Origin of the sequence: Pseudomonas sp. FSL W5-0203 (genome assembly GCF_001896155.1) — a bacterium.
GTDB classification, from domain to species: Bacteria; Pseudomonadota; Gammaproteobacteria; order Pseudomonadales; family Pseudomonadaceae; genus Aquipseudomonas; species Aquipseudomonas paracarnis.
The window spans coordinates 265,248-283,052 of the sequence record NZ_MPOR01000002.1 but is presented as its reverse complement, the minus strand read 5'-3'; the positions used below and the strand labels follow the sequence as shown (position 1 = coordinate 283,052).

16 protein-coding genes are annotated in these 17,805 nt (G+C 60.0%); 12 read left to right on the top strand and 4 right to left on the bottom strand.

Annotated features, from left to right (window positions below; genetic code table 11):
* The first annotated feature begins 101 nt into the window (after positions 1-101).
* Positions 102-572, top strand: a complete 471-nt coding sequence (locus BOP96_RS03560) for an Lrp/AsnC family transcriptional regulator (RefSeq protein ID WP_003195279.1) — start codon at positions 102-104, stop codon at positions 570-572.
* Positions 573-645: 73 nt separating this feature from the next.
* On the opposite strand, the gene BOP96_RS03555 is transcribed toward BOP96_RS03560, so the two are convergent.
* The gene (locus BOP96_RS03555; RefSeq protein WP_020301821.1) at positions 646-2,013 is read right to left on the bottom strand and encodes a CYTH domain-containing protein; all 1,368 of its coding nucleotides are present in this window, start codon (positions 2,011-2,013) and stop codon (positions 646-648) included.
* Positions 2,014-2,171: 158 nt separating this feature from the next.
* Here BOP96_RS03555 and argE point away from each other — a divergent pair, with 158 nt between their 5' ends.
* Positions 2,172-3,320, top strand: coding sequence for an acetylornithine deacetylase (gene argE, locus BOP96_RS03550; protein ID WP_073451849.1), 1,149 nt, complete (start codon positions 2,172-2,174; stop codon positions 3,318-3,320).
* 133 nt (positions 3,321-3,453) lie between these two features.
* Positions 3,454-4,752, top strand: a complete 1,299-nt coding sequence (gene argA / locus BOP96_RS03545) for an amino-acid N-acetyltransferase (RefSeq protein ID WP_014720395.1) — start codon at positions 3,454-3,456, stop codon at positions 4,750-4,752.
* Positions 4,753-4,865: 113 nt separating this feature from the next.
* Here argA and tauA read toward each other — a convergent pair whose 3' ends face one another.
* A complete protein-coding gene (gene tauA, locus BOP96_RS03540; RefSeq protein WP_073451847.1) occupies positions 4,866-5,852 on the bottom strand; it encodes a taurine ABC transporter substrate-binding protein in 987 nt (328 codons plus the stop codon).
* Between the two features lie 370 nt (positions 5,853-6,222).
* Here tauA and BOP96_RS03535 point away from each other — a divergent pair, with 370 nt between their 5' ends.
* From BOP96_RS03535 to BOP96_RS03500, 8 genes are all read left to right on the top strand, one after another.
* Positions 6,223-7,566 (top strand): OprD family porin, encoded by a 1,344-nt coding sequence (locus BOP96_RS03535; RefSeq protein WP_014720393.1) that lies wholly within the window; start codon positions 6,223-6,225, stop codon positions 7,564-7,566.
* Positions 7,567-7,840: 274 nt separating this feature from the next.
* The gene (locus BOP96_RS03530) at positions 7,841-8,479 is read left to right on the top strand and encodes a peroxiredoxin (protein WP_003195267.1); all 639 of its coding nucleotides are present in this window, start codon (positions 7,841-7,843) and stop codon (positions 8,477-8,479) included.
* A gap of 318 nt (positions 8,480-8,797) precedes the next feature.
* Positions 8,798-9,391 (top strand): NADPH-dependent FMN reductase, encoded by a 594-nt coding sequence (ssuE, locus tag BOP96_RS03525; RefSeq protein ID WP_014720392.1) that lies wholly within the window; start codon positions 8,798-8,800, stop codon positions 9,389-9,391.
* Between the two features lie 97 nt (positions 9,392-9,488).
* Entirely contained in the window at positions 9,489-10,457 is a 969-nt protein-coding gene (locus BOP96_RS03520) for a sulfonate ABC transporter substrate-binding protein (RefSeq protein ID WP_014720391.1), read from the top strand.
* 26 nt (positions 10,458-10,483) lie between these two features.
* A complete protein-coding gene (gene ssuD, locus BOP96_RS03515) occupies positions 10,484-11,632 on the top strand; it encodes an FMNH2-dependent alkanesulfonate monooxygenase (protein ID WP_003195260.1) in 1,149 nt (382 codons plus the stop codon).
* Between the two features lie 9 nt (positions 11,633-11,641).
* Positions 11,642-12,427, top strand: coding sequence for an aliphatic sulfonate ABC transporter permease SsuC (ssuC, locus tag BOP96_RS03510; protein WP_003195258.1), 786 nt, complete (start codon positions 11,642-11,644; stop codon positions 12,425-12,427).
* Positions 12,424-13,230 carry an aliphatic sulfonates ABC transporter ATP-binding protein gene (ssuB, locus tag BOP96_RS03505; RefSeq protein ID WP_014720389.1) on the top strand — a complete coding sequence of 269 codons (807 nt, stop codon included), beginning with the start codon at positions 12,424-12,426 and terminating at the stop codon, positions 13,228-13,230. The genes ssuC and ssuB overlap by 4 nt, the downstream gene beginning before the upstream one ends.
* Before the next feature lie 19 nt (positions 13,231-13,249).
* Positions 13,250-13,465, top strand: coding sequence for a TOBE domain-containing protein (locus tag BOP96_RS03500; protein WP_003176783.1), 216 nt, complete (start codon positions 13,250-13,252; stop codon positions 13,463-13,465).
* A gap of 122 nt (positions 13,466-13,587) precedes the next feature.
* On the opposite strand, the gene BOP96_RS03495 is transcribed toward BOP96_RS03500, so the two are convergent.
* Both BOP96_RS03495 and BOP96_RS03490 read right to left on the bottom strand, forming a co-directional pair.
* Positions 13,588-14,217, bottom strand: coding sequence for a TetR/AcrR family transcriptional regulator (locus tag BOP96_RS03495; protein ID WP_073451845.1), 630 nt, complete (start codon positions 14,215-14,217; stop codon positions 13,588-13,590).
* A 244-nt stretch (positions 14,218-14,461) separates the two neighbouring features.
* Positions 14,462-15,838, bottom strand: a complete 1,377-nt coding sequence (locus tag BOP96_RS03490; RefSeq protein WP_003195252.1) for a glutamine synthetase family protein — start codon at positions 15,836-15,838, stop codon at positions 14,462-14,464.
* A 597-nt stretch (positions 15,839-16,435) separates the two neighbouring features.
* Here BOP96_RS03490 and BOP96_RS03480 point away from each other — a divergent pair.
* Complete coding sequence (locus BOP96_RS03480) at positions 16,436-17,794, top strand: glutamine synthetase family protein (protein WP_003195249.1); 1,359 nt, start codon at positions 16,436-16,438, stop codon at positions 17,792-17,794.
* The last annotated feature ends 11 nt before the right edge of the window (positions 17,795-17,805 follow it).

The window sequence follows — 17,805 nt, the reverse complement described above, 5'->3', positions numbered from 1 at the left end:
AATTTTTACATTCGCCTCGGGAGATTTCTTATCTAAAATAAGCCCGTTTGGCGATAAATCGACCAGAACAATTCAAGATAAGCCTATTCAGGGGTGCGTTTATGCACAGTGAGTTGGACGCCTACGACCGCCGTATCCTGGCCTTGCTGCAAGAGGATGCCTCGCTCTCCAGTGCACAGATTGCCGAACAGGTCGGCCTGTCGCAGTCGCCATGCTGGCGGCGTATTCAGCGGCTCAAGGAGGAGGGGGTGATCCGCGGCCAAGTCACCCTGCTGGACCGCAAGAAAATCGGGCTCAATACGCAGATTTTCGCCGAGGTCAAACTCAACGCCCACGGTCGCTCCAATTTCACTGAGTTCACCGAGGCGATTCGCGGTTTTCCGGAAGTGTTGGAGTGCTACGTGCTGATGGGGGCGGTGGATTTTCTGCTGCGTATCGTCACCTCGGATATCGAGGCGTACGAGCGGTTTTTCTTCGAGAAGTTGTCGATGGTGCCGGGGATCCAGGAGGTCAACTCGATTGTGGCGCTGTCGGAGATCAAGTCCACCACCAGCCTGCCAGTCTTGCGCTGACAGGGAGGGCCTCATCGCGGGCAAGCCCGCTCCCACAGCAAATGTGGGAGCGGGCTTGCCCGCGATAGCGGTATTACAGGCGCAGAAGGGTCTTCCAGGCACGATTCTGATACACCGCAATCGCCTGATGCATACGCGCATCCAGGGATTCATCGGTAATCGGCTGGTTGGCCAGGTGCGCCAGCTTGTTCAGTTCGCCGTACAATCGGTCCAGCTCAGGAATGTCCACCACATGGCGCGCATGGTGCAGCCAGGCCTGGATGCGTTCGATACGCGGCAGTTGCTCGGCCAGATCTTCCGGCTGTTGCTGGTAGCGCTGCAGTTGCAGGGCGACGGCGTCGTCGGCCAGCAGGCGTGGCAGCCAGTTGGTGATTTGCGCAGCGCCCTGGCGGTTGCCACGCACATTACGCTCGGCCGTCCAGGTGCGGGCCAGCAGCCAGCGCGAGAGGTTGAGTGAGAACAGGCCCCAGCGCACGTCTTGCAGCTCTTCGATGAACTGTTCCGGCGCGGCTTTGCGAATGTCTTCATCGTCGTCACCGGCCTGGACCAGCGGGCGCCAGTCTTCCAGCAACGCATCCAGGGCGCTGCGCAGTTCGCTGGTGGATTGGCGCGGCGCGGCCTGACCGAGGCTGCCGATCAGGGCGCGCAACTCGCCGAGGTTCTCGACCCAGTCCTGCAGCAGGCGCCAGTGGCCATTGAAGCGGTATTGCTCAGCCAGGCGCTGGCTGCTGCCCAGCAGGTGCCACAGGATCGCGGCGAAGGCGTCGTCCAATGGCATTTCGGCGTGGATCTGTGGCGCCGGCAGGCTCAGGGAGTAGCTGCTGGCGTCATACAGGCGGTAGCCGCGTTCGGCCTTGCTGATGTCGCACGGCATCAGGGCCAGGGTTGCGGCCAGCTCGGCGGCCAGTTCCAGCAGGGCCGCCGGTTCGCCTTCGCGCAGTTCCAGTTCCAGCTCGCAGATTTCTTCTTTCTGCTTGCCGACCACCACATGGCCCAGGTCCAGGGCGGCTTCGATCACCACCTTGGCCTTGCCACGGCCCCAGGCGATCTCGGCGCGTTCACGCACGAAGTCGGTGGTGAAGATCGGCTTGAGGGTCTTTTTGTCCAGCTCGGCCAGTTGCTCGGGCCAGCACTCGCCATCGAGTTTCTTCACGTCGAGCTTGGCTTTGGGCAGGTCCCAGTTGTATTCGTTGCGTTCCGACAGGCCGGCGACGCTTTGGCCGCGGGTCTTGAGGGTCTGGATGATGTCGTCACCGTCCTTGCGCAGGCGCAGGGCAACCTTGGCCTGGGCCAGGTCACGCTCGGGGGTGTCGAAGTACTGGTTCATCAACTCACGGCGTTCCCAGCCACTTTTGTTGCGTTTTTTCAGTAACGGGTGCTCACGCAGCGCGGCGAGTGTTTCGCGGCTGACGCGTAGCTTGATTTCGGTTTCTTTCTGCATGGCCGGAAAATCCAGGATCGGGAGCGCAGCCGGGGAAAAGTGTGGCTGCCAAGGTCGTGCAGTGTACAGGACTGAGCCCGGCAACGTGCCGCAACGGTTTATTGTGTTGCGCAGATGCCTCTATAGTGAGGTTCATCCGGGAAGTTGGGAGACCGCGCATGCCGTTACCGTCCATGAAAGAGCAGTTCGCCGCCTTGATCGCCGCGCCGTCGGTGAGCTGCACCCAGGCGTCTCTCGACCAGAGCAATCGCCCGGTGATCGACCTGCTCGCCGCTTGGCTGGGCGACCTGGGCTTTGCCATCGATATCCAACCAGTCAGCCCCGGCAAGTTCAACCTGTTGGCCAGTTTCGGCAGCGGCCCCGGTGGCTTGGTGTTGGCGGGGCATAGCGATACCGTGCCGTATGACGCGGCGCTGTGGAAGACCGACCCGCTCAAGCTGACGGAAGTCGATGGTCGCTGGGTAGGGCTGGGCAGTTGTGACATGAAGGGGTTCTTCGCACTGGTTATCGACGCGGTGTTGCCGCTGCTGGACCAACCCTTCAAGCAACCGCTGTTGATCCTGGCCACCTGTGATGAGGAAAGCTCTATGTCCGGTGCCCGTGCGCTGGCCGAGGCGGGGCGCCCATTAGGTCGTGCAGCTGTGATCGGCGAGCCGACCGGGCTCAAGCCTATCCGCTTGCACAAAGGCGTGATGATGGAGCGCATCGACATCCTCGGGCGCAGCGGCCACTCGTCGGACCCCAGCCTGGGCCACAGCGCCCTGGAAGCCATGCATGACGCCATCGGCGAACTGCGCGGCCTGCGCCTGGCCTGGCAGCGCGATTACCGTAACGCGCAATTCAGCGTGCCGCAGCCGACGATGAACTTCGGCTGCATTCACGGCGGCGACAACCCCAATCGCATCTGCGGCCAATGCTCCCTGGAGTTCGACCTGCGACCCCTGCCGGGCATGGACCCCGAGGTGCTGCGCGCCGCGATTCGCCAGAAGCTCGAACCCGTGGCCGAGCGGCATAAGGTCAAGATCGACTACGCGCCGTTGTTCCCCGAAGTCCCCCCCTTTGAGCAGCCCGAAGACGCCGAGCTGGTGCGGGTGGCGGAACGTTTGACCGGTCATCGTGCCGAAGCAGTAGCGTTCGGCACCGAAGCGCCTTATCTTCAGCGCCTCGGTTGCGAAACCCTGGTGCTCGGGCCTGGCGACATTGCCTGCGCTCACCAGCCGGGCGAATACCTTGAAATGTCACGCTTGACGCCTACAGTGCGTCTATTGCGGGAACTGATCGAACACTACTGCCTGAAACCTGCATAAATTTGCCCTTGCCCATTCGTACATAAGGAGAGTGAGCGTGTCGCCAAGCCTGTTCCGACGATAACCATCAGCCGCTGTGCGCTTTCACGATTGATCCTTTATTTGGCTGCTTTTTATTACAGGCCCAGGTGTTATGCCCGAATACGTCAATTGGCTTCGTCACGCTTCGCCCTACATCAACGCCCACCGCGACTGCACCTTTGTGGTCATGCTGCCCGGCGATGGTGTGGACCACCCCAACTTCGGCAATATCGTCCACGACCTGGTGCTGCTTCACAGCCTGGGTGTGCGCCTGGTGCTGGTGCATGGCTCGCGCCCGCAAATCGAAACCCGCCTTCAAGCACGCGGCCTTACCCCGGCTTACCACGAAGGCTTGCGCATCACCGATGCTGCGACGCTGGAGTGTGTGATCGACGCGGTGGGCCATCTGCGTATTGCCATCGAGGCGCGCTTGTCCATGGACATGGCGTCCTCGCCGATGCAGGGCTCGCGCCTGCGCGTGGCCAGCGGCAACCTGGTCACCGCACGGCCAATCGGCGTGCTTGAAGGCGTGGACTACCACCACACCGGCGAAGTGCGCCGGGTCGACCGCAAGGGCATCAACCGCCTGTTGGATGAGCGCTCTATCGTGCTGCTGTCGCCGTTGGGGTATTCGCCCACCGGCGAGATCTTCAACCTGGCCTGCGAAGACGTCGCCACCCGCGCCGCCATCGATCTGGGCGCCGACAAATTGCTGCTGTTCGGCGCCGATCCCGGTCTGATCGATGAGAACGGCCGCCTGGTGCGTGAATTGCGCCCACAACAAGTACCCGCGCACCTGCAACGCCTGGGCAGCAACTATCAAGCCGAACTGCTCGATGCCGCTGCCGAAGCCTGCCGGGGTGGAGTAGGGCGCAGCCATATCGTCAGCTACGCCGAAGATGGCGCCTTGCTTACCGAACTGTTCACCCGCGATGGTGGCGGTACGCTGGTGGCCCAGGAACAATTCGAACTGGTGCGCGAAGCGGCGATTGAAGACGTCGGCGGCTTGCTGGACCTGATCAGCCCGCTGGAAGAGCAGGGCATTCTGGTGCGCCGTTCGCGGGAAGTGCTGGAGCGTGAGATCGAACAGTTCAGCGTGGTCGAGCGCGAAGGCATGATCATCGCCTGCGCGGCGCTGTATCAGATCGCGGATTCGGATGCGGGGGAGTTGGCGTGCCTGGCAGTGAACCCGGAGTACCGCCACGGCGCGCGAGGCGATGTGTTGCTCGAACGCATCCAGACCCGGGCACGCGCCCAGGGCTTGAAAACCCTCTTTGTACTCACCACCCGTACGGCCCACTGGTTCCGCGAACGCGGTTTTGTACCCAGCAGCGTGGACCGCCTGCCGTCGGCGCGGGCGTCGCTGTACAACTATCAGCGCAACTCCAAGATCTTTGAAAAGGCCCTGTAAAAGAGTACGGCTCTGTGTGGGAGCTGGCTTGCCTGCGATAGCGGCGCCTCGGTTTAACTGCAGGACCGAGTTGCTGGCATCGCAGGCAAGCCAGCTCCCACCAAAGACTGTATTTATTGTGGGATGAATTTATCGGTCACATAGGCCGAATAATCCGGCAGCACCGTCTCCACCTTCCCCTGTTCCTTCAGGAACTTCGCCGTCTCCCCAATCGCCTTCGCCGTGCCGCCCTTGAGCAGCGCAGCGGTTTGCTGTGCCTGCGCATCCGGAAACGTCGTACCGGCCAACAGTTCCGGAATGTCGTCGGCATTTGAACCTGTCAATTTGGCGATTTTCTGCACTGGCTCGGAATCCACCGTCCAGCTGTCTTTGTGGGCGGCATAGTCGGCAAAGGCATCCAGGGTAACTTTGGCGAACTTGGCCACTACGTCAGGATGTTTTTGCGCAAAATCCTTGCGCGCCACCCACACCTCAAACGTCGGCGCGCCCCATTGGCCCACCTGCGCCGCGTCTGTCAGGGTTTTTCCGGTCTTGCGGATTTCGCCCAGGGCCGGTGACCACACAAAAGCTCCATCAATATCGCCACGCTTCCAGGCGGCGGCGATTTCGGCCGGTTGCAGGTTCACCACCTTGACTTGTTTGGTGTCCAGCCCCCAGTGTTTCAGCGCGCCGAGCAGGCTGTAATGGGAGGTGGAGACGAAGGGCGTGGCGATGGTTTTGCCGATCAGGTCCTGGGGTTTATCGATGCCACTGCCGTTGCGCACCACCAGGGCTTCAGAAGCGTTGATCTGTGCCGATACGATAAACGCCACAATCGGCAGGTTGCGCGAGGCCGCCGCCGCGAGCGGGCTGGAGCCGAGGTTGCCGATTTGTACATCACCGGAAGCGATGGCCGTGACTACCTCTGGCCCGCTGTTGAAGCGGCGCCAGGCGATGTTTTCGCCGATGGCTTTTTCGTACAGGCCGTCGGCCTGGGGAACCTTGCTGGGATCGATGCCGGTCTGGTAGCCCACCGTCAGGTCGGCGGCGTTGACACCAAAAGAAAGTAATAGCGATACAAAAACTGTAACAAATTGACGGGAGGATGTGCGTTTGGCCATGATGGCGTCGCCTTTTTGATCGTGAGTGACGTATGCAACCGTACGGCAACACTAATCGATCTAAAAAAGCACCAGTAAATACCCTTTAGGAATTAGCTTATGGAGCGGCGCGTCTATCCTGACCGGCCAGCTTCACGGAAAGTCTTATTCCTGGATCGTATGAAAAAGAATGAAATAATTCTTTTTGGGTGTATGAAAAACTCATTACCCTGCAGGGACCAAATCAACTGCGATTAGACGAAGGTAGTAGACACACAAGGTTACGATTGACTTGGTGGTCACTATCTGGCGCTAATCGCGCATCTGTGGATCGAGGGCGTCAGACCCGAGACCAAAGAAATACAAAAATTAGAAATGAGAGGAGCGGTACATGAAGAAGTCCACCTTGGCTGTGGCTGTAACGTTGGGCGCAATCGCTCAGCAAGCAGGCGCTGCCGGTTTCATCGAAGACAGCAAGGCCACACTGGGCCTGCGTAACTTCTACATCAACACCGATAACCGCGAAGGCACGGCCAACCCGAGCAAGAACGAAGAATGGGGCCAAGGCTTCGATCTGCGTTTCATCTCCGGTTACACCCAAGGCACTGTTGGCTTCGGTCTCGACGCTATCGGCCTGTTGGGTGTTCGCCTGGATTCCGGCGGCGGCACCAACGGTGCGACTGCCAGCTCTTACGGCGGCACTATCTTCCCGAGCAAGTCCAATGGCGAAGCCGTTGATAACTACTCGAGCCTGGGCCTGACCGCCAAGGCCAAGATCTCCCAGACCGAACTGAAGCTGGGTACCTTGCAGCCCAAGCTGCCGGTCATCGTCACCAACGATGGTCGTATGCTGCCGCAGACCTTCCAGGGTGGCCAGATCACCTCCAGCGACATCAAGGACCTGACCCTGGTCGCCGGCCAGATCGAAAAAGCCAAGGGCCGTAACTCCAGCAACAACGAAAGCCTGTCCATCTCCGGCGCCAACAGCCGTGGTGTGAACTGGCGTTCGAGCAACAAGTTCTACTACGCCGGTGGCGACTACAAGATCACCAAGGATCTGACCGCCCAGTACTACTACGGCAACCTGGAAGATTTCTACAAGCAACACTTCCTGGGCCTGACCCACAACTGGGCCATTGGTCCAGGCGTGCTGAAGTCTGACCTGCGCTACTTCAACAGCTCCGACGATGGTAACAACGGCAACCAGTCCGCTTACTTCTCGACGGGCAACTACAGCGGCGTGAACTCCGGCCGTGGCAAAGTCGACAACAACCTGTACAGCGGCCTGTTCCTGTACTCGGTTGCCGGCCACACCTTCGGTGGCGGTTACCAGGTCAGCAACGGCAGCAGCGACTTCCCTTGGCTGAACCAGGGTGACGGCTCGTCGGCTTACATCACCACCGACATGCAGATCCAGAAGTTCGCCCGTGCCGGCGAGCGTACCTGGCAAGCTCGCTACTCCTACGACTTCGCCAAAGTCGGCGTGCCTGGCCTGACCGCCGGTGTGGTTTACCTGAAAGGTGATCATATCGACACCGTCGCCAGCAACCGTACCGAGTTCACCGGCCAGTCCGAGTGGGAACGTGACATCACTGTTGCCTACGTCGTACCGGAAGGTCCGCTGAAAAACGTCGGCGTGGCGTGGAAAAACGCTATGTGGCGCAGCGACATCGCCAACGCGCGTAACCAGGACGAAAACCGCTTGATCGTCAGCTACTCGATCCCGCTGTTGTAAGACTGTAAAACCTTGCCCGGCGCAATGCCGGGCAAGGTGTCTTGCTGTTCAAGTCGGGCTCAACCCCCGCAAGCCCTTCCTGAATCCCTCTTTTTTGCAGCGTCTCAAGGCCTTCTCGAACCTTGAAGGCGATGTTGGCCTCAGGCCGTTCCCAAGTCCAATGAACTGATTTTTAATATTCTTTTATCGTCTAGATAAATCGATATTTATTCTTTTTAAATCACAAAAAATCCATGCACAGTGGGCTCCATAAGCACTCATCAGGAGCCACACCATGAGCCTAAGACTGGGCGACATCGCCCCCGACTTCGAACAGGATTCCAGCGCCGGCAAGATTCGCTTCCACGAATGGCTGGGCGACAGCTGGGGAGTGTTGTTTTCCCACCCGGCGGACTTCACGCCGGTGTGCACTACCGAACTGGGTTTCACCGCCAAGCTCAAGGACGAATTCGCCAAGCGTGGGGTCAAGGCCATCGCCCTGTCGGTAGACCCAGTGGACTCGCACCACAAGTGGATCGAAGACATCAACGAGACCCAGAACACCGTGGTCAACTTCCCGATCCTGGCCGACGCCGACCGCAAGGTCTCGGACCTCTACGACCTGATCCACCCGAATGCCAGCGATACCCTCACCGTGCGCTCCTTGTTCGTGATCGACCCGAACAAGAAGATCCGCCTGACCATCACCTACCCGGCCAGTACCGGGCGTAACTTCCATGAAATCCTGCGGGTGATCGACTCGCTGCAACTGACCGACAACCACAAGGTGGCGACGCCGGCCAACTGGCAGGATGGGGATGAAGTGGTGATCGTGCCGTCACTCAAGGACGAGGAAGAGATCAAGAAACGCTTTCCCAAGGGCTATCGCGCGGTGAAGCCGTACCTGCGTCTTACCCCACAACCCAATCGTTAAGGCTGATATCGCCATCGCGGGCAAACCCGGCTCCCACAGTTGACCGCATTCCCCTGTGGGAGCCGGGCTCGCCCGCGATGGCGGCCTCATGAACAGCACAGGCTTCAAGTTGCAAACCGTCTCACACAGCAGGGGTTTTCAGGCCGTTTCGACGGCCTTTTTTTTCGCCTGGCGATTGGTTAAACGCTTATGTATTTATGGAATAAACAAATGAATAAATAAGATTTATAGATATATAAATCTGCTGATAAGGTCTATCCCATCTTGGCGCCATCGCCGCACAGCGAACCGCCGACACTTGCTCAAGGAATCTCCTGCATGCTGGTCGTAACACTTGGAGGCAGTCCCAGCCAGCGTTCCCGCTCTGGGGTCTTGCTGGATAAAACCCGTCAGTGGCTGCAACAGCAGGGGGTGGAAGTGGTGAGTTACCAGGTACGGGACTTCCCGGCTGAAGACTTGCTGCACGCACGCTTCGACAGCCCCAAGGTCATCGACCTGCTGCAACAAGTCGCCAATGCTGACGGGCTGGTGATCGCCACGCCGGTGTACAAGGCGTCGTTTTCCGGGGCGTTGAAAACTGTACTGGACCTGCTGCCGGAGCGTGCGCTGGCCCATAAGGTGGTGCTGCCGATGGCGACCGGCGGCAGCATCGCCCACATGCTGGCGGTGGACTACGCCCTGAAGCCGGTGCTGTCGGCCCTCAAGGCGCAGGAATTGCTCCACGGTATTTTTGCCGAAGACAGCCAGATCGCCTATGGCGAAGGCAGTGTTCAGGCGCAACTGGTGCCGGTACTTGAACAGCGTCTGCACGAAGCCCTGGAGCAGCTCTACAGCGCCATGGCGCGACGGCCAAAACCTTTGGACCCTGACGTATTGAATGAACGTTTGTTGAGTGCTCGCTGGAGCATCTGAGCCTCACCCCGAAAAGCTGGAAACCCTCACCTTACTCAGCCGACAACGGCCAAGCAGGTGCAGCCAAAACCCTAATCGCACAGTTGGAGAGAGCGCCATGCGCACTGTCATCTTGCGTCGTGGTCTGGTCGCACTCTTTGCTGCGGCTGTGTCCTTCGGCGCCATCGTTCAAGCCCAAGCCGCCGAGACCTTGCGGATCGGTTATCAGAAGTACGGCACCCTGGTGCTGCTCAAGGCCAAGGGCACCCTGGAAAAACGCCTGGCCGACCAAGGCGTGCAGGTGCAGTGGACCGAGTTCCCCGGTGGCCCGCAATTGCTCGAGGGCCTGAACGTCGGCTCCATCGACTTCGGCGTTACCGGCGAAACCCCACCGGTGTTTGCCCAGGCGGCTGGCGCCGATCTGCTCTACGTCGCCTACGAACCACCCGCGCCTACCAGCGAAGCGATCCTGGTGCCCAAGGACTCGCCGATCAAATCGGTGGCCGAGCTCAAGGGTAAAAAGGTCGTGCTCAACAAAGGCTCCAACGTGCACTACCTGCTGGTGCGTGCCCTGGAAGATGCCGGCCTCAACTACACCGACGTAAAGACCGTGTTCCTGCCCCCCGCCGATGCCCGTGCCGCATTCGAGCGTGGCAGCGTGGACGCCTGGGTAATCTGGGACCCGTACCAGGCCGCCGCCGAGAAGCAACTGCAAGCGCGCACCCTGCGAGACGGCACCGCAATTGCCGACAACCATCAGTTTTACCTAGCCACCAAACCCTACGCCGAACAGCACCCGCAAGTGATCAAGGCGTTGGTGGAAGAGGTGCGTGCGGTAGGCGAATGGTCCAAGGCCAACCCGCAGGAAGTGACTGAGCAGGTCGCCCCACTGCTCGGCCTGCCGGCAGATATCACCCTCACATCGGTGAAACGCCAGGGCTACGGCGCGCTGTTCCTGACCCCGGAAGTGGTCGCCGCCCAGCAGAAAATCGCAGACACCTTCTACCAACTCAAATTGATCCCCAAGCCCTTGAGCATCAAGGACGTGATCTGGACGCCACCCGCCGCGGTTGCCAAAGCGCCGTAATCCGACTTCATTCAGGAGACAACTCCATGAGCCTCAATATTTTCTGGTTCCTGCCCACCCACGGCGACGGTCATTACCTTGGCACCGCCGAAGGCGCCCGCGCTGTCGACCACGGTTACCTGCAACAAGTGGCCCAGGCTGCCGACCGCCTGGGTTTCGGCGGGGTGTTGATCCCTACGGGCCGCTCTTGCGAAGACTCGTGGTTGGTGGCCGCCTCGCTGATCCCCGTGACCCAGCGCTTGAAATTCCTGGTTGCCCTGCGCCCTGGGATCATCTCCCCGACCGTGGCCGCGCGTCAGGCCGCGACCCTGGATCGCCTGTCTGGTGGCCGTGCGCTGTTCAACCTGGTCACCGGTGGCGATCCGGAAGAACTGGCTGGCGACGGATTGTTCTTGAGCCATGAAGAGCGCTACCAGGCGTCGGTGGAATTCACCCGCATCTGGCGCCGTGTGCTGGAAGGCGAGACCGTGGACTACGACGGCGAGCACATCAGCGTCAAAGGCGCCAAATTGCTCTACCCACCGATCCAGCAGCCACGCCCGCCGCTGTATTTCGGCGGTTCCTCCGAGGCCGCCCAGGACTTGGCGGCCGAACAGGTGGAGATGGTGCTGACCTGGGGCGAGCCGCCGGCAGCCGTTGCGGAAAAGATCGCGCAGGTACGCGCCAAGGCTGCAAAACTGGGACGCACGGTGCGCTTTGGCATTCGCTTGCATGTGATCGTGCGCGAAACCAACGACGAAGCCTGGAAAGCCGCCGACAAACTGATCTCCCACCTGGACGACGAGACCATCGCCCGCGCCCAGGCGTCCTTGGCGCGCTTCGATTCGGTGGGCCAGCAACGCATGGCAGCTTTGCATGGTGGTAGCCGTGACAACCTGGAAGTCAGCCCCAACCTGTGGGCCGGCGTCGGCCTGGTACGTGGCGGCGCAGGGACGGCGCTGGTGGGCGATGGCCCCACGGTTGCGGCACGGGTCAAGGAGTACGCGGACCTGGGTATCGATACCTTTATCTTCTCCGGTTATCCACACCTGGAAGAGTCGTATCGGGTCGCCGAGCTGTTGTTCCCGCACCTGGATATCGAACGTCCCGAGCTGCCCAAAAGCGCCGGCTACGTCAGCCCGTTTGGCGAGATGGTTGCCAACGACATCCTTCCCAAAGCTGCGTCACAGAGCTGAGGCGCCGTTATGGACTTAGAAAAAATCAGCCATCGCGTGGCGCCCTGGGTGCTGCCGATCTTATTGCTGGCGGTGTGGCAGTTGTCGGTGTCGGCGGGTTGGTTGTCGACGCGCATTCTGCCAGCGCCGAGTGCAGTGATCGAAGCCGGGGTGAACCTGGTGGTCAGCGGCGAAATCTGGACGCACCTGGCCATCAGCGGCTGGCGCGCCGGCCTGGGCTTTGTGATCGGAGGCAGCATCGGTCTGGCCCTGGGCTTTATCACCGGCTTGTCGAAGTGGGGCGAGCGCTTGCTCGACAGCTCCGTGCAGATGATCCGCAACGTGCCGCACCTGGCGCTGATTCCGCTGGTGATCCTGTGGTTCGGCATTGATGAGACCGCGAAAATTTTCCTGGTGGCCCTGGGTACCTTGTTCCCGATCTACCTGAACACTTACCACGGCATTCGCAATGTCGACCCGGCATTGGTGGAGATGTCGCGCAGCTATGGCTTGTCCGGTTTCAGCCTGTTCTGGCAAGTGATTCTGCCGGGCGCGCTGCCGTCGATCCTGGTGGGGGTGCGCTTCGCCCTGGGCTTCATGTGGCTGACGCTGATCGTGGCGGAAACCATTTCGGCAAGTTCCGGCATCGGTTACCTCGCGATGAATGCCCGTGAATTCCTGCAAACCGACGTGGTGGTACTGGCCATCGTCATGTACGCCATCCTCGGCAAACTGGCCGACCTGGCAGCCCGTGGGCTGGAACGTGTGTGGCTGCGCTGGCACCCGGCGTACCAAGTCAAAGGAGGTGCAGCATGACGGCTCAACAACCTCCGCGTCTGTTGAAGGGCATCCCGCTGGCAGTGCGCAAATTGCGCAAGGCCTTTGGTACCCGCCAAGTGCTCAAAGAGATCGACCTGCATATTCCTGCGGGGCAGTTCGTGGCCGTGGTCGGTCGCAGTGGTTGCGGCAAAAGTACCTTGCTGCGCCTGCTGGCGGGGCTGGACAAAGCCAGTGGCGGCGAGCTGCTGGCCGGCTCCGCGCCACTGCACGAAGCGATTGAAGATACGCGGTTGATGTTCCAGGAAGCGCGTTTGCTGCCCTGGAAAAAGATCATCGATAACGTCGGCCTGGGCCTCAAGGGCGACTGGCGGCCCAAAGCGCTGGATGCGCTGGAAGCGGTTGGCCTGGCCGAGCGCGCCAATGAATGGCCGGCGGCGTTGTCCGGTGGCCAGAAACAGCGCGTGGCACTCGCCCGGGCGTTGATCCACCAGCCGCGCCTGTTGCTGCTCGATGAGCCGCTGGGCGCACTGGATGCCCTGACCCGCATCGAGATGCAGCAACTGATCGAAAACCTGTGGCGCAAGCACGGTTTCACGGTGTTGCTGGTGACCCACGACGTCAGCGAAGCCGTGGCGATTGCCGACCGCGTGATTCTGATTGAAAACGGCGAAATCGGCCTCGACCTGAACATCGACCTGCCACGCCCACGGGCCCGTGGCTCACATCGCCTGGCCGCGCTGGAAGCCGAAGTGCTCAACCGCGTGCTATCGCTACCCGGTTCCCCACCGGAACCCGAACCTGTTTCACCGCTGCCGACGCAATTGCGTTGGGCTCAATAACTCACACAGGAAAAACACCATGACTATTAAAGCCATCAACGTGCGTAACCAGTTCAAAGGCACCATCAAGGAAATCGTGGTTGGCGACGTGCTGTCGGAAATTGACGTGCAGACCGCGTCCGGCATTGTCACCTCGGTGATCACCACCCGTTCGGTCAAGGAGTTGGAGCTGGTGATCGGCAGTGAAGTGATTGCCTTTGTGAAATCCACTGAGGTGTCGATTGCCAAGTTGTGATAACGCCACTGATCGTTCCCACGCTCTGCGTGGGAATGCCGCCTGGGGCGCTCCGCGTCCCGCTGTGCCAAAGGTGACGCAGAGCGCCACGGGATGTATTCCCACGCAGAGCGTGGGAACGATCAGCGCTTAGGCAGATAGGCCGGCAAATAAAGCCCCACATACGCGTCAAACACCCGCATCCCTTCCTCCGCCATGCGCGGCGTAATCAGCCCATGCTGATGCACCGAGCGCGCGTACACGCGGTCGCTCAACTCCAATGCCAGGGCAAACACGTCCACATCGCTCGGTAGCGTTGGCACTTCAAAGTGGCGATTGAACACCGCCAGCATCAAGTCGCCCAATTCCAGATCATGCTGGCGATCGGCCTGGGTCACTTCGGTCAACCCGTGCTGAGCGAGGATCAACTGGCGCGCCGCGGCATCGTTGCTGTAGATGCTGAGCATGCGTTGTTCAACGATGTAGGACAGGTCGCGCCAATGCTTGAGCGATTCATGCTCGATGGGCGCCTGGATGGCGGCGCGAAAGGCTGCGTGAACGTCAGCGGTCAACGCCTCCAGCAACGCCGGCACACTGGCGAAAAAGTGGTACACCGATGACGGTGGTATCTGTGCTCGTTCGGCCACGCTGTAGATCGACAAACTGGCCACACCTTCGGCGGCCAGCAAGGTGCGGGCGGCTTCAAGGATCGCATCGATCCGGGCCTGGCTGCGGGCGCGGGGTTTGCGAGGGGCGGCGGGGCGGGTGGTCATGGATGTCTCCTACAAGGCAGCGGGCATTGTATGAGCAGGAAGGTGTGTTGTCTGCCAGGCCGCTATCGCAGCGATGCGGCGACCCGACAAGCCAGCTCCCACAATGGAACGCATTTGAAGGTTGGAACGCGATCAAATGTGGGAGCTGGCTTGCCTGCGATGAGGCGAACCCGGTTTCCAAAATAAACCCATAAAAAAACGCCACTGACCAAAATCAGCGGCGTTCTTTTATTGCAGCAACCGCTTACACGGTATGCAGGTACCAGTTGTACTCAAGGTCGGAGATGGAGTGTTCAAACTCCTCCAGCTCACTTTCCTTACAGGCGACGAAGATATCGATGTATTTAGGATCGATGTACTTGGCCATTACCTCACTGTCGTCCAACTCACGCAGGGCATCGCGCAGGTTATTCGGCAGGCTCTGCTCGTTCTGCTCGTAGCTGTTGCCTTCCACCGGAGCGTTCGGCTCGATCTTGTTGGTCAGGCCGTGGTGCACGCCCGCCAATACCGAGGCCATCAGCAGGTAAGGGTTGGCATCGGCGCCAGCCACACGGTGTTCGATACGCACGGCATCGGACGAGCCGGTGGGTACGCGAATCGCCACGGTGCGGTTATCCAGGCCCCAGCACGGCGAGTTCGGCACGTAGAACTGTGCGCCGAAACGACGGTAGGAGTTGACGTTGGGGCACAGGAACGCCATTTGGGCGGGCAGGGTCTCCAGCACACCGCCGATCGCGTGACGCAATGCGGCGTTCTGCTCGGGATCCTCGCTGGCAAAGATGTTCTTGCCGTCCTTGTCCAGAATGGAGATGTGCACGTGCAAACCGTTGCCTGCCTGGCCTGGGTAAGGCTTGGCCATGAAGGTGGTGTCCATCTCATGGTCGTAGGCGATGTTCTTGATCAGGCGCTTGAGCAGTACCGCGTAATCACAGGCCTTGATCGGGTCGGCAACGTGGTGCAGGTTCACTTCGAACTGCGCCGGGGCACTTTCCTTGACGATGGCGTCCGCCGGGATGCCTTGCTCCTTGGCACCTTCCAGAATGTCCTGGAGGCAGTCGACGTATTCGTCGAGGTCGTCGATCAGGTAGACCTGTGTCGAGTGCGGGCGTTTGCCGGAGATCGGTGAGCGGGGCGGTTGTGGCCGGCCGTTCACGTTCTCCTGGTCGATCAGGTAGAACTCAAGCTCGAAGGCGGCGCAGATGGTCAGACCGAGGTCGTCAAACTTGGTAACAACTTGGCGGAGCACTTCGCGCGGATCGGCGAAGAAAGGTTCACCTTCAAGTTCGTGCATGGTCATCAGCAGTTGCGCGGTAGGGCGCTTTTGCCAGGGTTCATTGCACAGGGTGTCGGGGATTGGATAACAGATTCGGTCAGCATCACCGATGTCCAGGCCCAGGCCGGTGCTTTCCACCGTAGAGCCGTTGATATCCAGGGCAAATAAAGAGGCAGGCAGGTTAATGCCCTTCTCGTAAACCTTGTGGAGGCTGGTGCGTTCGATGCGCTTACCGCGCACCACACCATTCATATCCGCAATTAGAAGGTCTACGTACAGAACCTCAGGATGATCCTTAAGGAACGCGTTCGCTTCGTTAAGCTGAACGGCACGCGGGGGTACCGACATGATGCAACACCTTTGTTGTTAAAAATATCAATCATTGATCTTTTCTGGTTTCAGTCAACCCGAACGGCCTGCCGAAGTCAAGCGAGGCATTTTTTGCCCTAAAAAAGCGCCATGGAGCCTTTTTTGCGGGGTTTTGGGGCGGTTTTTTGGGTTTTAGGGGCTTGGGACCTGCAGGCTTGAGCGGGCCGTGTAGGATTTTTTACGGGGGTGTTGTGTAAAAAAATGAACAAGGCTAAGCTCGATTCAAACCCATAACAGCAATAATACCGGGGTGCTTCATGTTTCACCTGCCGCCAATCGGCGTCTGCGCCTGCTCCAGCCAGGCTTTGTCCGCAGCTCATTCGCCCCGTGTGAATGCTCAGGCACCGGCCAATATTCTTGACGGCCCGGCCGATCTCCTTTTTGCCATCTCCGACGCCACTGAGCGACCCTCATCCGCCGTGCCGATCATAATTGCGCACAACTTTGGCCTGAGGAATGCAACCTGCGGGCAAATGGCAGGTAAGCTCCTACCCTGAATGAAAAAACGACGCGGATGCTGCGTCAACCAACGCCTGGCCTTTAATGGATGCCAGGAAACCCAGCCCAGAGGCATTTATGAGTAACAACCTCGACCAGCTCACCGATTGGTTGAAAGACCACAAGATCACAGAAGTCGAATGCATGATTGGCGACCTCACCGGCATTACCCGGGGCAAGATCTCGCCGACCAACAAGTTCATTGCCGAAAAAGGCATGCGCCTGCCCGAGAGCGTTCTGTTGCAGACCGTGACCGGCGATTATGTCGAAGACGACATCTATTACGAATTGCTCGACCCGGCCGACATCGACATGATCTGCCGCCCCGACCAGAACGCGGTATTCCTGGTGCCCTGGGCCATCGAACCGACCGCCCAGGTGATCCACGACACCTACGACAAGCAAGGCAACCCGATCGAGCTGTCGCCGCGCAACGTGCTTAAGAAAGTCCTCAAGCTCTACTCCGACCGCGGCTGGCAGCCCATCGTGGCGCCGGAGATGGAGTTCTACCTGACCAAGCGCTGCGAAGACCCGGACTTCCCGCTGCAACCGCCGATTGGCCGCTCCGGCCGCCCGGAAACCGGTCGCCAGTCCTTTTCTATAGAAGCAGCCAACGAATTCGACCCGCTGTTCGAAGACGTCTACGACTGGTGCGAACTGCAGGAGCTGGACCTCGACACCCTGATCCACGAGGACGGCACCGCGCAGATGGAAATCAACTTCCGTCACGGCGATGCCCTGTCCCTGGCCGACCAGATCCTGGTGTTCAAGCGCACCATGCGTGAAGCCGCGCTCAAGCACGACGTGGCCGCCACCTTCATGGCCAAGCCCATGACCGGCGAGCCCGGCAGCGCGATGCACCTGCACCAGAGCATCATCGACATTGCCACCGGCAAGAACGTCTTCTCCAATGAAGACGGGACCATGAGCCAGCTGTTCCTCAACCACATCGGCGGCCTGCAGAAGTTCATCCCTGAATTGCTGCCTTTATTCGCCCCCAACGTGAACTCGTTCCGCCGCTTCCTGCCCGATACCTCGGCGCCGGTGAACGTGGAATGGGGCGAAGAAAACCGCACCGTCGGCCTGCGCGTACCGGATGCCGGCCCGCAGAACCGCCGCGTGGAAAACCGCCTGCCGGGAGCCGACGCCAACCCGTACCTGGCGATTGCCGCCAGCCTGTTGTGCGGCTACATCGGCATGGTCGAAGGCCATAACCCGAGCGCGCCGGTGGTGGGCCGTGGTTATGAGCGGCGCAACCTGCGCCTGCCGTTGACCATCGAAGACGCTCTGGAACGCATGGAAAACAGCAAGACCATCGAGAAATACCTGGGGCAAAAATTCATCACAGGCTACGTCGCGGTCAAGCGGGCCGAGCATGAAAACTTCAAGCGCGTGATCAGTTCGTGGGAGCGGGAATTCCTGCTCTTCGCCGTCTGATGCGCCGGGCG

Excerpts from the sequence above, each read along its gene's own strand:
- BOP96_RS03560 (WP_003195279.1), top strand. The coding sequence starts at position 102 with ATGCACAGTGAGTTGGACGCCTACGACCGCCGTATCCTGGCCTTGCTG.
- BOP96_RS03555 (WP_020301821.1), bottom strand. The coding sequence starts at position 2,013 with ATGCAGAAAGAAACCGAAATCAAGCTACGCGTCAGCCGCGAAACACTC.
- argE (WP_073451849.1), top strand. The coding sequence starts at position 2,172 with ATGCCGTTACCGTCCATGAAAGAGCAGTTCGCCGCCTTGATCGCCGCG.
- argA (WP_014720395.1), top strand. The coding sequence starts at position 3,454 with ATGCCCGAATACGTCAATTGGCTTCGTCACGCTTCGCCCTACATCAAC.
- tauA (WP_073451847.1), bottom strand. The coding sequence starts at position 5,852 with ATGGCCAAACGCACATCCTCCCGTCAATTTGTTACAGTTTTTGTATCG.
- BOP96_RS03535 (WP_014720393.1), top strand. The coding sequence starts at position 6,223 with ATGAAGAAGTCCACCTTGGCTGTGGCTGTAACGTTGGGCGCAATCGCT.
- BOP96_RS03530 (WP_003195267.1), top strand. The coding sequence starts at position 7,841 with ATGAGCCTAAGACTGGGCGACATCGCCCCCGACTTCGAACAGGATTCC.
- ssuE (WP_014720392.1), top strand. The coding sequence starts at position 8,798 with ATGCTGGTCGTAACACTTGGAGGCAGTCCCAGCCAGCGTTCCCGCTCT.
- BOP96_RS03520 (WP_014720391.1), top strand. The coding sequence starts at position 9,489 with ATGCGCACTGTCATCTTGCGTCGTGGTCTGGTCGCACTCTTTGCTGCG.
- ssuD (WP_003195260.1), top strand. The coding sequence starts at position 10,484 with ATGAGCCTCAATATTTTCTGGTTCCTGCCCACCCACGGCGACGGTCAT.
- ssuC (WP_003195258.1), top strand. The coding sequence starts at position 11,642 with ATGGACTTAGAAAAAATCAGCCATCGCGTGGCGCCCTGGGTGCTGCCG.
- ssuB (WP_014720389.1), top strand. The coding sequence starts at position 12,424 with ATGACGGCTCAACAACCTCCGCGTCTGTTGAAGGGCATCCCGCTGGCA.
- BOP96_RS03500 (WP_003176783.1), top strand. The coding sequence starts at position 13,250 with ATGACTATTAAAGCCATCAACGTGCGTAACCAGTTCAAAGGCACCATC.
- BOP96_RS03495 (WP_073451845.1), bottom strand. The coding sequence starts at position 14,217 with ATGACCACCCGCCCCGCCGCCCCTCGCAAACCCCGCGCCCGCAGCCAG.
- BOP96_RS03490 (WP_003195252.1), bottom strand. The coding sequence starts at position 15,838 with ATGTCGGTACCCCCGCGTGCCGTTCAGCTTAACGAAGCGAACGCGTTC.
- BOP96_RS03480 (WP_003195249.1), top strand. The coding sequence starts at position 16,436 with ATGAGTAACAACCTCGACCAGCTCACCGATTGGTTGAAAGACCACAAG.